Origin of the sequence: Sphingomonas abietis (assembly GCF_027625475.1) — a bacterium.
Classification (GTDB): domain Bacteria; phylum Pseudomonadota; class Alphaproteobacteria; order Sphingomonadales; family Sphingomonadaceae; genus Solisphingomonas; species Solisphingomonas abietis.
Map to the genome: position 1 here is coordinate 3,269,056 of NZ_CP115174.1, position 15,474 is coordinate 3,284,529.

Consider the following 15,474-nt stretch of genomic DNA (forward strand, 5'->3'; position numbering starts at 1 on the left):
CCAAAAGACCCGCCGAAAGCACCGCGCGGCCAGGTTTCCACTGAACGAATGGGCCAGACGCGGCCAGGATGATCGGGCCCACGGAACGATGCTTGGCGCTTGGCATGACGTGACGACAACCTCAAAAATCTGAATTTCGGCGGGCCCACCCCGTTTCCCTACCAGGTAGGTAGGAAATCAAGGATGGCCGGTCCATTGACAAATAGTTTCGGAGCGATAACCAAACGGAATGAACATGACAGCTCTGCGTAGTTTTGTAGCCTTAGCGGAATGCTTGCACTTCGGTGAAGCGGCGCGTCGGCTAAATCTCACCCAGCCAGCCCTGACCAAGCAGATTCGACGCCTCGAGGACGATATGGGCGCCACGCTCTTCGAGCGTGGCGGCCGAGGTAGTAAACTGACGAGTTTTGGTGAGGTTTTTTTAAGTGAGGCGGCTCCCCTTGTCGAACATGCCCGTGCCGTATGGGAGCGTGGGCGGCGCGCGGCACGCGGCGAAGCGGGTCGCCTGGCCATCGGCTTCAGCTACTCGACGGTCGACATCGTCTCCCGCGCTATGCCGCAATTCCGTCACCGGTATCCTGATGTCGAAATCGAACTCGAAGATCTGTCATCAGCCACGCAGATGGATCGTATTCTTGCAAAGACACTTCATCTTGGGTTCGTAAGGCTCCCAAGCCGGGCTGGGCTTCGATTCGAGCCAATCGTAACCGATCGCTTGGCACTCGTAATTCCAACGAGCATGGCCGATCTCATCACAACTTTCGATCCCGCCTACCTTGCGGATCTTCCTTTCGTACTTCTCCACCGGGATCGCGCGCCAGGACTGCATGACTTCGTAATGCGTTTCTGCGCAGGTCACGGAATTCAGCCACGAAAAATTCATTACACGAATGAGACACTGATCGCGTTGTCATTGGTCGCGGCTGAAGTCGGGGTGGCTTTGCTCCACGAATCAGTTCTGATGGGGCTCTGTGAAGGTGTTGTTGTTCATCAGATCGTCGGCCGTGATGCGCAATGGGATGTAGGAATCAGTTGGGCGAATGAGGATGCAAATCCTCTAACTCAGAAATTCGTAGACCTCGTAATATCCGAAGTGAAAAATCTGCCGACAACCTAACAGTAATTATTGCGTTCATGTCATGAATCAAACATATACGTATATTGTCGTTGCGATCTGAGACGTTTTTATGATGACATTGGCATTATCCGACCTGACAGAGCCGATCCCGGGTTCATCATAGGCGATATTCTGATCCATGCTTTTTAGGCCGATCGGAGGTCGGCATGACATGATCTTATTGCCGGCCTCGATCGTCAAAAGCGCGGTGATCGACATCAAACCATCCAGCGAGTGCGATGAGCCGCTGTCGCCAGCTATTTTGCCACCGCCCCGGTTACCCCGGCGAGCGCAGCCAATCCCATAAGCGCAGCTTTCACCTTTTCGACGTGGGCGGCGAAATCCTTTGCAGGATCGACTTGACCATCGTCGGTCACGACCTTCTCCCTTGCCTGTCCGTCGTCAGAACATTTGGCGCAGATCGGGGCGTAGATTAGCGGAGAGCGGGCCTCGTCTGGGGGTTGATGTTAGGCGGCGAGCTTGCGGTGCTGCAAGCGTCGATGTTCGATGGTCTGTCGCTTGATCCTTTCACGCTGTTTGATGATGGCGGGCGCCCTGCCGAAGTAGGCGTCGGCGGGTGTCACGTTGGCCAGGCTCTCGTGGTAGCGCCGGTTGTTGTAGTGCTCGACGAAGGCCTCGATCTGGGCCTCGAGGTCGCCAGGCAGGAAGTAGTTTTCGAGCAGGATGCGGTTCTTCAGGGTCTGGTGCCAGCGCTCGATCTTGCCCTGGGTCTGCGGATGCATCGGAGCGCCGCGCACATGGCTCATCTTCCGGGCCTCGATATATTCCGCCAGTTCGCCGGCGATGTAGCTGGGGCCGTTGTCGCTGAGCAGTCTGGGCTTGTGCAACACCGTGGCGCTGTCGCAGCCGGAAGCCGCCAGGGCGAGGTCCAGCGTGTCGGTCACGTCCTCGGCGCGCATGTTGGTGCACAGCTTCCAGGCGATGATGTAGCGCGAGAAGTCGTCGAGCACGGTCGACAGGTACATCCAGCCCCACCCGATGATCTTGAAGTAGGTGAAGTCGGTCTGCCACATCTCGTTCGGCCGGGTGGTTTTGGTGTGGAACGCATCGGCCGCCTTGATCACGACGTAGGCCGGGCTGGTGATCAGGTCATGGGCCTTGAGCAGCCGGTAGACCGTCGATTCCGACAGGAAGTAGCGCTGCTCGTCGGTGAACCGCACGGCCAACTCGCGGGGGCTGAGATCGGTCGCTTCCAGCGCCAGCTCGACGATCCGGTCGTGGATCTCGGCCGGGATACGGTTCCACACCCTGCTCGGCGCGGATGGCCGATCTTCCAGCGCTTCCGGCCCGCCCTCGCGATAGCGGTCATACCACCGATAGAACGTCCGGCGGGCGATGCCGAGCTTGTCCAGCGTGCGCTTGACCGCAGATGGCGCACTCCTGAAGGGCCGCTGCTTGTACCCTGACCGGTAAATCGATGGCCGAACATGCCGTTTATCGCAGAACCAAAGCTGATTTGCTCGAGACCGAAATATCGAAACGGTCGAGCCGGCGTGACCGGGGAAATCAGCTGGTCCGCATAAGGCTGAAGGTGCTTCACCGACATGTGCGCGTAGCGGCGCACCATCGTTTCCAACTTCCAGCCACCCAACTCCTGACGCACTCAGGTTGGCACATCATTCTGCCGTAGCCAACTTGCCCAGTTATGCCACAGATCGTGCCAGCGAAAATTTTCGATCCCGCAGGCCTTCAATGCCGCAAGCTAGGTTCTGTTGTGCGCGTTGCGCAGCGGACGGCCACGCCACGTGAACACGTGCGTCGCATGCCTGCCCCGTTGCCGAGCCAATACGCCAAGGGCCACATCGTTCAGAGGAACGCCAAGCGCCGCTCCGTTCTTGGTGTCGCCATGCGGATCGTTGCGATGCCGCGGGCGTGTCGCCCGGTCCCATGTAAGACCCAATATATTTCCCTGACGACGGCCCGTCGCAAGCGCGAACAGGACCGTCGTCCTCGTCATGTGAGTGGCCAGCCGTGGTTCGGCAGAGCAGCACATGAAGACCTATCCACCGACCTGTATATGGTGTCCACGGTTGCGCCGACACGGTCGATGCGGAACGATCCACATCCTGACCATAACCATCAAAGAACACAGCGGGAGGCTCGATTGCCATGTTCGATCTCGTGCCGCGGGCCATTCCCATGAACCTTTTTCGTGCGGGTCATCGAAGACCGCTCCGGTCGTACGGTCTGCTGGCGTCTACCGTGCTGGCGGCATGGTCGCTCGGGGCTGTTCCTATCCACGCCTCTGCGCTCCCGCTCAACGAAAACGACATCGCCACCGAACGCTTCGGCAACGACGCTCCTTGGTACGAGGACAATATCCCCTTCTTCGAAGCGTCGGATCCGCTGCTGACCCGCATCTGGTATTATCGCTGGGAGCTCTTCCGCGCGCACCAGCGCGATCTGGGCGCACGGGGCTATATCAGCACCGAGTTCCTCGGCGATGTCGGCTGGCAGCGGGAACCCTATGCCAGCCTGAACGATGCCAGCGCCTTCCACATCGCCGAAGGCCGATGGCTGCGCGACCGGCGCTATACCGACGACTATGTGAATTTCCTCTATGAAGGCGGCGGCAACGACCGGCATTTCAGCGAGGGCATCGCCGGCGCGGTGTGGGGCCGGTATCTCGCTGATGGAGACGCTATGGGGGCGACCCGCCATCTCGATGCGATGCGCCACGTCTACAATCTGTGGGACGATCATTTCGACTTCGATCGCGGGCTTTATTGGATCGAGCCGCTGCTCGATGCGACCGAATATACGATCTCGTCGATCGACGCGTCGGGCGGCAAGGACGGCTTCCGCGGCGGCGATGCCTTCCGCCCGTCGATCAACGCCTACATGTTCGACAATGCCCTCGCGATCTCCCGGATCGCCGCGCTGACCGGCGACACCGCTACCGCTACCGATTACGACGCACGCGCCGTCGATCTGAAAGCCCATGTCGAGGCCGACCTGTGGAGCCCGACGCTCGATCATTTCGTCGATCGCTATCAGAAATCGACCGACTTCGTGCGGGCATGGCAGCCGATCCGGGGCCGCGAACTGGTCGGCTATCTGCCCTGGACGGTCGACATGGTAACCGGCGATCAGCGCTATGCGGCCGCCTGGCGGCATTCCCTCGCCCCGACCGAACTGGGCGGTGCCAAGGGTTTGCGCACTGCTGAACCCTCCTACCCTTATTATATGCGACAATATCGCTACGACGCGGCGACGGGCGCGCGCGAATGCCAGTGGAACGGCCCGGCCTGGCCCTTTCAGACGACGCAGGCCCTCACCGGCATGGCAAACCTGATCGAAGGGCCTGCTCAATCGATCGTCACCCGCTCGGACTATGTGCGCTTGCTCCGCCAATATGCCGCGCAGCATATGCTGGGCGACCATCCCGACCTGCAGGAGGATTACGACGCGGACAGCGGCCGGCCGATCGTCGGCCTGGCCCGCAGCCATCATTACTTCCACTCGGGCTTCGATGATCTCGTCGTGACCGGCCTGGCAGGGCTCCGCCCCCGCGCTGACGACAATCTGGAGGTCGCGCCGCTGATCCCGGCCGATCCGGCCGATCCTGAATATCTGCGCTGGTTCGCGCTGCAGGACCTGCCTTATCACGGGCATCTGGTGACCATCCTGTGGGATGCCGACGGCACCCGTTACGGCCATGGCGCCGGGCTCAGCCTGCTCGTCGACAATGTGCCCGTCGCCCACACGGCACGGCCGGAACGCATCGTCGTGCCGCTGGCCCGCAAGGCACCGCCGCCGATCGCGCGACCGATCGACCTCGCCGTCAATGTGGTGCGATCCGCCTATCCCAGCGGGTCGGCCTCGGTGAATGCGGAGCCGGAGGCGCTGCACGGCGCGCTGGACGGCCGCGTCTGGTTCTTCCCCGAAACTCCCAATGGCTGGCCGACGACAGGCTCGGCGCACGACTGGGACTGGTTCGCCGTCGACTTCGGCGCACCGACCCGCCTCCATAGGGCCGAACTCGCCTTCTACGTGGAGGGCCAGGCGTTCGCGGTGCCGTCTGCCTACCGGCTGCAGATCGAGACCAGGCGGGGCTGGACAGATGTACCGGCCGCCACGCTTCCAGCCGCGGTGGCGAACGGCGTCACCCGTATCGAGTGGCCGGCGACGACGGGCCGCCGCCTGCGCCTGCTGGTGAAACGGCCGGCGCAGGGCGCGGTGCGGCTGGTAGAGCTCAAGGCGTTCTGAGGCGAGCACCCTTGCTAAAACCCTCATCCTCGAGGGGAGGGTTTTAGTAAGAAGCGGGTTTCAAGCGGCAGGCGGTTCGGAAGAGCCCCTGCTCACTTCAGCCCCAGCACCACCACCGATTTCGCCGGCAGCGTGACGGTCAGCGTATCGCCGGCCAGCTGCGCCCCATCGAACGGCTGCGGTCGCACGGTGTCCGGCCGATCGAAGCTGTTCAAGGCGTGCATGTCGGGCGCGGTAATGATCTGGCCGTTCGCCGTCGTCGCCCCGACGCCGGCAATCTTGACGCTCACCGTCATCGGGCGGTTCGGATTGGCATTGGCCAGCGCGACATGAACCTGTCCTGCGACATCCTTCACCGCTGACGCGCTGACCGCAGGGATCGCGAACTCATCCTTGTCGTACCAGGGCGAATGGAGGTCAATCGGGATCACCGTCGCGTCCTGCCAGGGCTTGTAAAGATCGAACACCCAATAGGTCGGGGTGCGGACCATCTTCGGCCCGTCGGTCAGCAGCATCGCCTGCAATACGTTCACCATCTGCGCGATCGACGTCATCTTCACGCGATCGGCGTGCTTGGCAAAGATGTTGAGGTTGATCGCCGCGACCAGCGCGTCGCGCAGCGTGTTCTGCTGGTAGAGGAAGCCCGGATGGGTGCCGGGCTCCACATCGTACCAGGTGCCCCACTCGTCGACCACCAGCCACACGCGCTTGGCGGGATCATATTTGTCCATGATCTCGCCATGCCTGGTGAGCAACTCGTCCATCTTCCAGGTGTTGGCGAGCGTCGAGGCCCAATGATGCTCGTCAAACTGGGTGGCCGAGCCCTTGTCCTCCCATTTGCCGGGGAAGGTGTAATAATGCAGCGAAAGACCGTCGATCTGCGTGCCGGCCTCCCGCATCATCACCTCGGTCCAGTGATAATCGTCGATATTGGGGCCGCTGGCGATCTTCATGATCTTCTGGTCGGCAGGCGCTTTCACGAAGGTCGCATAGCGCCGCGTCAGATCGGCGGCATAGTCGGGCCGCATGTTGCCGCCGCAGCCCCACAGCTCGTTGCCGATACCGAAATAAGGCAGTTTCCACGCTGCCGGGTGGCCGTTGGCGGCGCGTTCCCTAGCCAGCGTCGAGCCGCTCGGCGAAGTCATATACTCCACCCACTCCGCCATCTCGGCCGGGCTGGCGTCGCCGACATTGCCGGCGACATAGGGCTCTGCGCCGAGCAACGCCATGAAGCCCATATATTCATGGGTCCCGAAGCTGTTGGGTTCGGTCACGCCGCCCCAGTGCGTGTTGATGCTGACCTTGCGGGCCTTCGCCGGCCCGATGCCGTCGCGCCAGTGATATTCGTCGGCGAAGCAGCCGCCCGGCCAGCGCACGACCGGCACCTTAATCTCGCGCAACGCCTCGATCACGTCCTTGCGATAGCCGTCGATGTTGGGAATGGGCGAGCCCTTGCCGACCCATATGCCACCGTAGATGCCATGGCCGAGATGTTCGGCGAATTGCCCGAAAATCTGTCGATCGTAGCGGGGGCCGACTTGGTCCGCATGGAGGGTCAGTTCGGCCGCTCCCGCCTGCGCGTTCAGCGTCGCCGGCATCGCGGCTCCGATCATCAGAGCGCACACTACATGTCTGAGCGATCGCGCGAGACTTGGCATCGTCCTCCCCTTCTTTTTTGTCAGACATAACAGCTACAGCCGGAATTTATCACAATCAAGCGGCCGTCATGATCTGGACAGTACTCGACGCGAGTCGATAAGTGGCGAGAGAGCAAAAACGAGAGGACATGGCGCTCGTCAAAGATCGAACCGCTCACACATCGGTGTCGCTCCAGGTCGATCGGTGGCCATGGGCGGCAGGGAGCGGCCGCGCGCGATCTTGGCACCGGCCACCGTCATCGGCCTCACCAGCATAGCGCCAGCCTCTTTAGGACCCTTTCATTTGCCCAACAATTGTAGGCTTCACGAGAGGCGCCTGGCGACGCGATGCAAATCTCGCGCGCTGCGCGGTGATCAAGCTGGCACACGTCGCCTTGCTCGACATGCAAGGCTCGAACGGTTTTCTCACCGGCCGGAACGCTCGAGACCACGACCGAGGACAGGGCAATCGTAATGGACAGTAATCGACGCATGGTGTTGGCAGGCGGGATGGCAGGCCTCACCGCCGCATCGTTGAGCGGCGCGGCGGCGGCGCCCGGGGCGCGCCTTGCGCCGCGCCCGCCGATGGGCTGGAACAGCTGGAACAGTTTCGCGACCACGATCAACGAGGCGCAGGCCCGCGAGACCGCTCAGATCATGGCCCAAACGCTACTGCCCTTCGGCTACGAGATCTTCACGATCGACATCCAATGGTATGAGCCCGGCGCATCCGGCTACGCCTATGCCGCAAATCCGGTGCCTACGATCGACGGCCATGGCCGGCTCCTCCCCGCCCCGAACCGTTTTCCATCGAGCGCGGGTGGCCGCGGTTTCGCGCCGCTGGCTGCGGAAATCCATGCGCTGGGCCTGAAATTCGGCATCCACCTGATGCGCGGCATTCCCCGCCTCGCGGTCGATCGCAACCAGCCCATCCTGGGTACCGAGCACCGCGCCGCCGACATCGCCGATCGCGACAGCATCTGCTCGTGGAATCCCGACATGTACGGCGTCGACATGACGAAGCCGGGCGCGCAGGCTTATTATGACAGCGTCTTCCAGCTCTATGCCGATTGGGGCGTCGATTTCGTGAAGATGGACGACATGAGCCGCCCCTATGACGCGCATGTGCCGGAGATCGAGGCCGCGCACCGCGCCATCGTCGCAACGCGACGCCCCATCCTGCTCAGCCTGTCACCCGGCGAAACCCCCGTGATCCGCGGCGATCATGTCCGCCGCTTTGCCCAGATGTGGCGGATCGCGGACGATTTCTGGGACGAATGGCCAATGCTGGAGGCACAATTCGTCCGCCTCGAAAACTGGACGCCGTATCGCGGCTTGGGCGCGTGGCCTGATGCCGACATGCTCCCGCTCGGGCGACTTGCGCTCGGCCAGCGCGACAGTCGCTTCACGCCCGACGAGCAACGGACGCTGATGACGCTGTGGTCGATCGCCCGCTCACCGCTGATCATGGGCGGTGATCTGCGCGATCTGGACGCCGACACACTCGCCCTGCTCACCCATCGCGACGTCCTTGCGGTCAGCCAGACCAGCACGGACAATCGCCCGCACTTCGTCGAGGACGGCGCGCGCATCTGGTCCGCTCGGCCGCAGGCCGGCCGTGGTCGTTACCTTGCGCTCTTCAACACCACGGACCAGCCGAAGGACGTGGGTATCAATCTTCGCGATCTGGGCTTTTGTGAGTCGGCCGACGTGCGCGACCTCTGGGAAGGGCGCTCACTGGGCCGCTGCGCCGGGCGTATGTCCCGGACGCTCCCCGCACATGGCGCAGGCCTCTATCTGCTCTCCGATTGACTGGCCATCGTCTTGACTGGCCATTGTGGACGGCCATTGCCGACGGACGAACGAAGCCGAGCCTACCAGACGCGCCGTCGACCTCGCTGCAGCGCAGCAATCATTTCAAAGAAGAACTGATTCGCTTTGAAATAGCATCAGCCACGTCATCCGTTCCATAATACTGCGTTCACGCAGACTGTCCGGTCATGCGAGCCGACCCGGACTACTCGGTCGACGCGACAGCTTGCCGTTCAGCTGGAAACCGGAGGATCCCAGGCGAATCCGACCCGGCTTCTCACATTGATTATACGCTTATTTCTCCATCCCAAGATGCTGCTTGGCAAAGCTCTTGCCAGCACCATCCGGGTTCGATAGGAATTGTCTGAGTAAATCACATCGATGCCGCAGATAGCGGTGCGAATTATAGGGAGGGGATGGAATGGCTTCCGTTCGTCATACGCTGTTGTCCGCATGTTCGGCACTCGCGCTCGGCATGATCGTCGGGCCCGCCTTTGCGCAGGATCAGTCCATTCAGACCGACGGTTCTGGCACAGCCGCCTCCGCCGCCACCGTCGATCCGGGTGCTGCGAGCCAGGAAATCATCGTCACCGGCGTCCGCGCCAGCCTGTCGAGCGCACAGTCGATCAAGCGCAACGCGCCGCAGATCGTCGACTCGATCGTGGCCGAGGATATCGGCAAGTTGCCGGACAATACCGTGGCCGACGCACTCCAGCGTGTCACCGGCGTGCAGGTGATCCGTGGCAATGGCGAGACCACCGGCGTCGACATCCGCGGCCTGCCCAACGCCGCGACGCTGCTCAACGGCCGCGAGGCCTTTACCGGCACCGGCCGCGGCGTCGCGCTGCAGGACATTCCGGCCGAGTTGCTCGCCGGCGTCGATGTCTACAAGACCAGCACGCCGGACATCATCGAGGGCGGCGTTGCCGGCGTGATCGACATTCGCCTGCATCGCCCATTCGATTTCAAGGGCTTCACGATCGCCGGCGACGGCCGCGCCGTCTATTCGGATCAGGCGAAGAAGTGGAGCTATCTCGGCGGCGGCCTGGTCTCGGACCGGTGGGACACCGGCATCGGCGAACTCGGACTGTTGATCGGCGCGTCTTACAACAAGCGCAGATATGAGGATCAGGTTGCCTTCGATTTCGATGCGAGCGGCACGCCGGTCGCGACGCCCGATACCGTTGGCGGCACATACACGGATGGCAATCGCCGCCGGATCGGCCTCAACGCGTCCGCCCAGTGGCGCCCTTCCGACAAGCTAGAATTCTACGCCGACGGTACCTACACCCAATATAAGGAGCGCTACGGCGTCAATTTCTTCATCGGTCTACCGAAGGCCGGCAATGTCGTCTCCATCACCCCGCGGTCCGACAGCCCGTCGCTTGCGCAGGGCGCGACGACGCTCAACGATTATACGCTGACCAGCAAGCAGGCTTATCAAAACAAGACGCAGACATATCAGGGTGACCTCGGCGGCAAGTGGCACATTGATGACCAAACCACGCTGACCGGCGAGTTCGTCTATAATTACAGCAAGATCGTCGATCGCAACGCTATTCTCGATACCTCGTTCAACGCACCGTCCGTCACCTATGATTTCGACAATAACGGCACACCCAACGTGGCGATCAGCGGCGTGGACATCACTGATCCGTCCAACTTCTACATCCGCACGCTGTTCGACAATCACAGCCTCGCGACCAGTAAGCAATATGCCTATCGCGCCGATCTGCAGCATGATTTCGAAGGCGGCTTCCTGCAGAACTTCAAGCTTGGCGCCCGCTACACCAATCGCAAGGCGAACTCGCAGGCCACCGCCTCGATCGGCCAGGCCAATCCCGATCCCGATGGCACGCAATTGACCAGCATTCCGGGCCTCGCTTCGTTGTCACCCGGCGGCCTCGTCGACGGCAAGCTAGGCATTGATCAGTTCGCGCTCAGCGACACTGATTTCCTGCTCGATAACACCGACACGATCCGCCAGATATTCGGCTACACCGGCGCACGTGCGTTCGATCCGACCCTGGCTTTCTTCGATAAGGAGAAGACCTATGCGGCCTACGCACAGGTTGGTTATCATCTCGATGCTGGCTCGATCCCGATCGATGGCATCGCGGGTGTCCGCGTCGTCAATACGGTCGAGCAACTCAACGGCGACGGGGTGAACGCCCGTGAGAATTATCTAGACTGGCTGCCCAGCGCGACCCTGCGCGCCAAGCTGACCGATAAGCTCCAGGCACGGCTCGCTTATGGCAAGACGATCACGCGCCCGGAATTCTCCGCGCTCAATCCGCTGGTGACTTACACCCCGAACGGCGCGACCGGTGGCGACAGCTATTACGGCACCGGCGGTGGCGGCAATCCGATGCTCACCCCGATCAAGTCGCAAGCCTTCGATGCGTCGCTGGAATATTATTTCAACCGGACCTCATCGGTCACCGTCGCCGGCTTCTATCATAAGCTGAAGGGCTATATTCAGACCTACTCTGCTCCGGAGGTCTATGGCGTCGACGGCAACGGGGATCCCGCTACCTATCTGGTCAGCCGCCCCCGCAACACCGGCGACGGCAAGCTCTACGGCGCGGAAGCCGCCTATCAGCAATTCTTCGATTTCCTTCCCGGGGCACTCTCCGGCTTGGGTGCCCAGATCAACGGCACCTTCCTGATCGGCACAACGGCCGATCCCAATACCGGTGCGCAGGAGCGGCTCGTCAACGTCTCCAAATATTCCTACAACGCGATTCTGATCTACGAGAAATACGGCATTTCGGCCCGGCTTGCCTATAATTGGCGCTCGAATTTCATCGACAGCTACACCTCCGGCGGCTCACAGGGCGGCACGATCCGGGTGAGCCCGGTTCAGCAACTGGATTTTTCCGGCAGCTACTCGCCGATCCCATGGCTGACCCTGACCTTCGATGCCACCAACCTGCTTGATCGCACTTATCATGATCGCTTCGTCGGTGTGAGCCAGACCACCGGCCTTGCCTCCAACACCCCGCGCGACACCCGCATGTACGACCGAACCTTCGAGTTCGGCGCGCGCTTTAAATTCTGATCGGGAGCCGTTCGATGCGTCGTTTCACCAGGTCCGCCCTCGCCGCCTCCTTCGCCGTCTTCGGGATGGCGGCAGCACCGGCCCCGCCCTCGTCGGCCAATGCTTCGATCAATGCAGCGATGGTCGGCGATCTTGTGCCCACCCATGATCCCGTCATGATCAAGCAGGGCGATAAATTCTACGTCTACGGCACCGGCACCGACAAGGCGACCGGCCGCCATATTCTGTCGCGTACATCGACTGATCTGATCCACTGGACCGCGCAGGGCGGCCTGTTCGCGGGCATCCCGGACTGGGGCGCGAAGGCGATCCCCGGCACCGAGGAATATTGGGCGCCCGACGTCCATTTTTTCAACGGTCAATATTATCTCTATTATGCGCTTTCGACCTTCGGCAGCAATCGCTCGGCGATCGGGCTGTTTACCAGCCCGACGCTCGATCCCCAGTCCTCCGATTATCACTGGACCGACCAAGGGCTGGTCGTGATGTCGACCGCGCAAAGCGACTTCAATGCGATCGATCCCAATCACTTCATCGATCGCGACGGCAAGCACTGGCTGTCGCTCGGCAGTTTCTGGAGCGGGATCAAGCTGTTCGCGCTGAATCCGAAAACCGGGAAACTGCTCGATCCGAACGAGAGGCCGATCTCGCTGGCCAAGCGGCTGGCCCCGGCCGGCGCGGCCGCGCCGATCGAAGCGCCCTATTTGTTCAGCCATGGTGGCTGGTATTATTTGCTCGCCTCCTACGACTATTGCTGCAAGGGCGTGAACAGCACTTATTATACCGTGGTCGGCCGCTCGAAGGATATTCGCGGGCCTTATCTGGGCGAAGATGGCAGTCGCATGCTCGATGGCCAAGGGACCGTCATCCTGAAGGCCGACCTGCAGGAAAAGCAGCGCTTCCGCGGTCCCGGCCATTCCGCCTATCTTTCGGACGGCGGCAAGGATTACATCGTCTATCACGCCTACGATAAGGAGCACGATGGCGCTCCGACGCTGCGCATCTCGCAGATCAGCTGGACCGCCGATGGCTGGCCACGCGCAGCGCTCTGATCCGCGGGCGATCGAGCGCCCGCGATTATAATGCCGCATGTCGGAAGTCGACGATGCCACCGCGGGCAATGATCGTCCCTTCCTCATGGCCCTCAGTCCGCCAAGGATCTGATAGCAGCGCCGTTATTGATCTGACCTCCTCTAGCATTACAGTTGCATTCTAGTTTTGAGATGAGCTCGTCTGGCAGCGGCTTGGTGCGCGCGTCGCCAGCATGACCAGGCGATGATGTACGCGGGCCGTATGCGGCGCTGAGCGAGCTTGTTGGCGATCCGCCGAACTTCCTGGATCGACCAGCGGATCAGATCCTGACGGTCCGCGTCCTCGATCTTTTTGGGGGCGTCACGGCATTGGCGCGGTATCGGATCACCGCCATCATGGCGAAGGCGAGCATGACCAGAGAGACGTGGCGATGCCAGCCATGCCACGAACGGCTTTCGTTATGATCGAGGCCGAGTTCGTTTTTGGTGGTCTCGAAGCTATCTTCAATCGCCCAACGACGGCCTTCGACAGCGACGAGTGTCTGGATGTTGGTGCCGGCCGGGCACCAGGTCGTGAAGTAGGCCAGGTCACCGTCGCTGATGTTACGGCGGATCAGCAGGCCCCGGGTCCACACGCCTGATTTCGTCTCGTCATATTCATCGGCATCGAGATCGGCGAGCTCGCAATATGCCCAGTCATGAAGACGGGCGCCCTTTGTGCCCTCACCAGCGGACAGGCGTTTCCATGCGTCTGCATCGAGGTCTTGTGCGATCTCCTCCGCCTTGCCTGCGACCGGGGGCTTGTCGCCCCAAGAGCCAAAATAGTGATCCGACTTCACGCCGAGAACGTAGCCCTTGCAGGCTCGACGCAGGGCCTGCTCGACGTCACCGACCCCATATACGGCGTCCGCCGCGACCCATGAAAATGGGACCTTGGCCGCCAAAGCCCGCTGTATCATCTGAACAGCCAAAGCCGGCTTGGTGGCGAAGGCTAACGCTTCAGGGACATGGGTTGCGGCAAGTCGTGCGGGATCACCCGTCCAGCTCTTTGGAAGATACAAAGCGCGATCGATAAACGCGTGCCCGCGAGCCGATACATAGGCCACGAATACACCGATCTGGCAGTTCGTGATCTTGCCAGCCGATCCGGTATATTGACGCGCAACGCCACAGGAAGCCTTGCCTTGCTTGAGGAAACCGGTCTCGTCGATGACCAGGACTGCCTCGTCGGTCGCAAGGCTCTCAACAACATAGTCTCGTACGATGTCGCGAAGCTCGTCTGCCTCCCATCGCCCGCGGCCCAAAATAGCCTGTTGCCGCCAAGGCCCCGGATCCCCTGCAGCCTCGGCGCGCATCCAACCCGTCTTGCGGCGCTCGTCACTCAGCAAGCCGTCCAGAAACAGGTTCGCAGACGCCGCAACGCGCTCCTGCGTGAACAACCCGCGCATACGGCTCTTCACGTCCCGCAGCGAGGACGCCCACAACTCCAGTGTCGCTTCTATCGATGCACCCGTCATCCACGGCCTCCTTACCATGGAGACCTATTGATTCAGAGTTCCGCTTGATATGCAACTGTAATGCTAGTGCTACAAACCCGCGGTCTGGGCGCGCAAATCGGAAACGCCTTCTCGGTCGGCCCGATCGCGTCGATCGCCGGCTCACTCCTGCTCGGCATGGCGGCAGCACGCTACCTCAACCCGCGCATGCTCCTCGTCGTGCTACATCTCGTCGGCGCAGCGATCCTGTTGGCATTGCCGCGTCTGATAACCCCTGCCGCCGGCGGCAGCTTCGTCTGGCTCCTGCTCGGCTATATGATCCTGTACATGCCGACCGTAGGGCTCGCCAACACGATCGCGCTGAAGAGCTTTGGCGGACGCGTCGATCGTTTTCCACTGGTCCGCGCGTTCGGCACGATCGGCTGGATTGTCGCAGGACTCGGCATCGGCCGGGCGGGACTCTCAGCCAGCCCGCAGGTCTTCACCATTGCCGCGATCGCGTCGCTGGTACTTGGCCTTTACAGCTGCACGCTGCCCGACGTCGCCGCCGATGCGCCGCGCAGCGGTAGCCTGGCTCGGGAGATCTTCTGTGTCGAGGCGTTTGCGCTGTTGCGGCAACGATCGTTCTGCATCTTCATCGTCTGCGCGACACTCATCTCGATCCCGCTCGCCATGTATTATGCCTATGCATCACCTTTCATCGGTGCGACCGGCATTGCCAATGTCGGTGGAACGCTTGCGATAGGGCAGATGTCGGAGCTCGGCTTCATGCTGTCGATGCCATGGCTCTATCGCCGGTTCGGGGTGAAGGCCCGGTCGGCCGAAGCGAGCGCACCACGGTGATAATATTCATAGGCCGCGAGGATAAGGGCGGAAGCGACCGCCAGATCGTGCTCGAACGCCTCGGTGCGGATACGAACGTGGGCTTTCTGGACGATGTCGATATCGTCTGGACCGCGCCGAGCGGAGGCACATGATCGCGGACGGTGGTGGGCTGGTACCGCCATGCTAGGCTCTACCGTCAGCGGCAGTTTTTCAGCGGGCATTATCCGTCACGCCAGCATCGTAACGCCGGGATTGATACCTACAG

Annotated in this window: 8 protein-coding genes and 1 pseudogene; 6 read left to right on the plus strand and 3 right to left on the minus strand. The window is 61.6% G+C overall.

Annotation, left to right across the window (positions count from 1 at the left end; all coding sequences use genetic code 11):
• Positions 1 to 235: 235 nt before the first annotated feature.
• Positions 236 to 1,117: a LysR family transcriptional regulator gene (locus tag PBT88_RS15430; protein WP_270076209.1), complete on the plus strand. Its 882-nt coding sequence runs from the start codon at positions 236 to 238 to the stop codon at positions 1,115 to 1,117.
• Positions 1,118 to 1,584: 467 nt separating this feature from the next.
• On the opposite strand, the pseudogene PBT88_RS15435 reads toward PBT88_RS15430, so the two are convergent.
• Positions 1,585 to 2,499: pseudogene (locus PBT88_RS15435) on the minus strand (IS3 family transposase); the annotation flags it as partial.
• Positions 2,500 to 3,340: 841 nt separating this feature from the next.
• Between PBT88_RS15435 and PBT88_RS15440 the strand changes: the two are divergent.
• Positions 3,341 to 5,347, plus strand: a complete 2,007-nt coding sequence (locus tag PBT88_RS15440; RefSeq protein ID WP_270076210.1) for an MGH1-like glycoside hydrolase domain-containing protein — start codon at positions 3,341 to 3,343, stop codon at positions 5,345 to 5,347.
• A 92-nt stretch (positions 5,348 to 5,439) separates the two neighbouring features.
• On the opposite strand, the gene PBT88_RS15445 is transcribed toward PBT88_RS15440, so the two are convergent.
• Positions 5,440 to 6,960 (minus strand): alpha-N-arabinofuranosidase, encoded by a 1,521-nt coding sequence (locus PBT88_RS15445; protein ID WP_270076211.1) that lies wholly within the window; start codon positions 6,958 to 6,960, stop codon positions 5,440 to 5,442.
• Between the two features lie 498 nt (positions 6,961 to 7,458).
• On the opposite strand from PBT88_RS15445, the gene PBT88_RS15450 reads away from it, so the two are divergent.
• From PBT88_RS15450 to PBT88_RS15460, 3 genes are all read left to right on the plus strand, one after another.
• A complete protein-coding gene (locus tag PBT88_RS15450) occupies positions 7,459 to 8,796 on the plus strand; it encodes a glycoside hydrolase family 27 protein (protein ID WP_407696466.1) in 1,338 nt (445 codons plus the stop codon).
• Positions 8,797 to 9,217: 421 nt separating this feature from the next.
• Entirely contained in the window at positions 9,218 to 11,857 is a 2,640-nt protein-coding gene (locus PBT88_RS15455; protein ID WP_270076212.1) for a TonB-dependent receptor, read from the plus strand.
• Between the two features lie 14 nt (positions 11,858 to 11,871).
• Positions 11,872 to 12,909, plus strand: a complete 1,038-nt coding sequence (locus tag PBT88_RS15460; RefSeq protein WP_407696467.1) for an arabinan endo-1,5-alpha-L-arabinosidase — start codon at positions 11,872 to 11,874, stop codon at positions 12,907 to 12,909.
• A gap of 299 nt (positions 12,910 to 13,208) precedes the next feature.
• On the opposite strand, the gene PBT88_RS15465 is transcribed toward PBT88_RS15460, so the two are convergent.
• Positions 13,209 to 14,423 (minus strand): IS701 family transposase, encoded by a 1,215-nt coding sequence (locus PBT88_RS15465; RefSeq protein WP_270075978.1) that lies wholly within the window; start codon positions 14,421 to 14,423, stop codon positions 13,209 to 13,211.
• Between the two features lie 42 nt (positions 14,424 to 14,465).
• On the opposite strand from PBT88_RS15465, the gene PBT88_RS15470 reads away from it, so the two are divergent.
• Positions 14,466 to 15,227: an MFS transporter gene (locus PBT88_RS15470; protein WP_270076213.1), complete on the plus strand. Its 762-nt coding sequence runs from the start codon at positions 14,466 to 14,468 to the stop codon at positions 15,225 to 15,227.
• Positions 15,228 to 15,474: the final 247 nt, after the last annotated feature.

Bases quoted from the DNA above. Each gene is read 5' to 3' on its own strand.
- PBT88_RS15430 (WP_270076209.1), top strand. From the start codon at position 236: ATGACAGCTCTGCGTAGTTTTGTAGCCTTAGCGGAATGCTTGCACTTC.
- PBT88_RS15445 (WP_270076211.1), bottom strand. From the start codon at position 6,960: ATGATCGGAGCCGCGATGCCGGCGACGCTGAACGCGCAGGCGGGAGCG.
- PBT88_RS15450 (WP_407696466.1), top strand. From the start codon at position 7,459: ATGGACAGTAATCGACGCATGGTGTTGGCAGGCGGGATGGCAGGCCTC.
- PBT88_RS15455 (WP_270076212.1), top strand. From the start codon at position 9,218: ATGGCTTCCGTTCGTCATACGCTGTTGTCCGCATGTTCGGCACTCGCG.
- PBT88_RS15460 (WP_407696467.1), top strand. From the start codon at position 11,872: ATGCGTCGTTTCACCAGGTCCGCCCTCGCCGCCTCCTTCGCCGTCTTC.
- PBT88_RS15465 (WP_270075978.1), bottom strand. From the start codon at position 14,423: ATGGTAAGGAGGCCGTGGATGACGGGTGCATCGATAGAAGCGACACTG.
- PBT88_RS15470 (WP_270076213.1), top strand. From the start codon at position 14,466: ATGCTAGTGCTACAAACCCGCGGTCTGGGCGCGCAAATCGGAAACGCC.